The sequence below is a fragment of the Pseudaestuariivita rosea genome (assembly GCF_017592335.1).
Lineage (GTDB): Bacteria > Pseudomonadota > Alphaproteobacteria > Rhodobacterales > Rhodobacteraceae > Parasulfitobacter > Parasulfitobacter rosea.
Genome location: NZ_JACNMP010000083.1, coordinates 1 through 1,117, shown reverse-complemented (window position 1 = coordinate 1,117; position 1,117 = coordinate 1). Strand labels below are relative to the sequence as shown.

General features: G+C 56.8%; 2 protein-coding genes. Both read left to right on the top strand.

Annotation, left to right across the window (positions count from 1 at the left end):
- Positions 1–259: 259 nt before the first annotated feature.
- The gene (locus H7848_RS19650) at positions 260–460 is read left to right on the top strand and encodes a helix-turn-helix domain-containing protein (RefSeq protein ID WP_208353720.1); all 201 of its coding nucleotides are present in this window, start codon (positions 260–262) and stop codon (positions 458–460) included.
- A 6-nt stretch (positions 461–466) separates the two neighbouring features.
- A complete protein-coding gene (locus H7848_RS19645; RefSeq protein WP_208354664.1) occupies positions 467–931 on the top strand; it encodes a helix-turn-helix domain-containing protein in 465 nt (154 codons plus the stop codon).
- Positions 932–1,117: the final 186 nt, after the last annotated feature.

Here is a 1,117-nt window from a genome sequence, read left to right as displayed (position 1 = left end):
ATGCAGGGCTGTGGGTCCGTCTTGGTCGTCTTGCCATTTTCGCTCCTTCGTCCCGCCACGCTGCCGCATCAAGAGCAAAAAATCCACCTAACTCAACTGTTCAGATTTGTCGGGCCAACTCTAACATCTTGAAGGGCTTCAGCGGCATCCTGCAGGTGGATGACTACGCAGGCTATAACCGGTCAGAAACCTCGCCTCTGTTTCTGCTCAGGTTGGGTCCGTCAAGGTTCACTCATGCTCTTACAAAGGAGAATGAGCCATGACTAACCCAGTTGAACCGAACCGTCCGCAACCCCCAATCGCTGTTTCGCCTGACGAGGCCGCGCGGCTCGCCGGTTTGGGGCGCACAACGCTCTACGCGGCCTTGGCCAAGGGCGATATCGCCAGCATCAAGATCGGCACGCGCCGACTGATCCGGGTGGACGCCATCCACGATTGGCTGGCAAGGTACGAGGCGTAAGACCCGATGCCAAAATCAGCCAAACTCAGCGGGATCAAATCACTCCGCTGCTACACGATCCAAGAGGCGGCGGGTGTGACCGGCGGTTCTGACCGCACCATTCGCGCTTGGATCAAGCAAGGCCTCCCGGCCCTAGAGAGTGAGCGGCCAACGTTGGTGCGAGGTAATGCGCTTATCAGTTTTATTGAAGGGCAAAGGCAGGCGCGAAAATCCCATCTGTCTCGCGATGAGTTCTATTGTTTGAAATGTCGCGCGGCACGAAAACCGGCGGGCGCACTGGTCGACTGCGAGACGGACGGCGCGCGCACCAAACTGACCGCACTATGCGAGGCGTGTGACACGATCATGCACAAGCCCATCACACCGATCAGCCTGTCTGAAGTCTCCGATATCTTCGATGTGACCATGCGCAGCGCGCCGATCCGATCCTCCAAAGCTGACCACGAAACAAACGCTCGGAATCGACATTAAAGAGGCGCACAGATGCCCACCTGTTTTTCCACTTATAGCCTGCCTGACTTCAGCACCTGCCGGTTAGATTTAGGGGTTTGCGCAAGGGAGGATTTCTGGTTCATCGAAGCCATTATGGAGCGAAGATGAACAAGAAGTCCGGGACATCGAAGGATGCCGCTGACAAGTTGGTCAGGGGGATCAAGC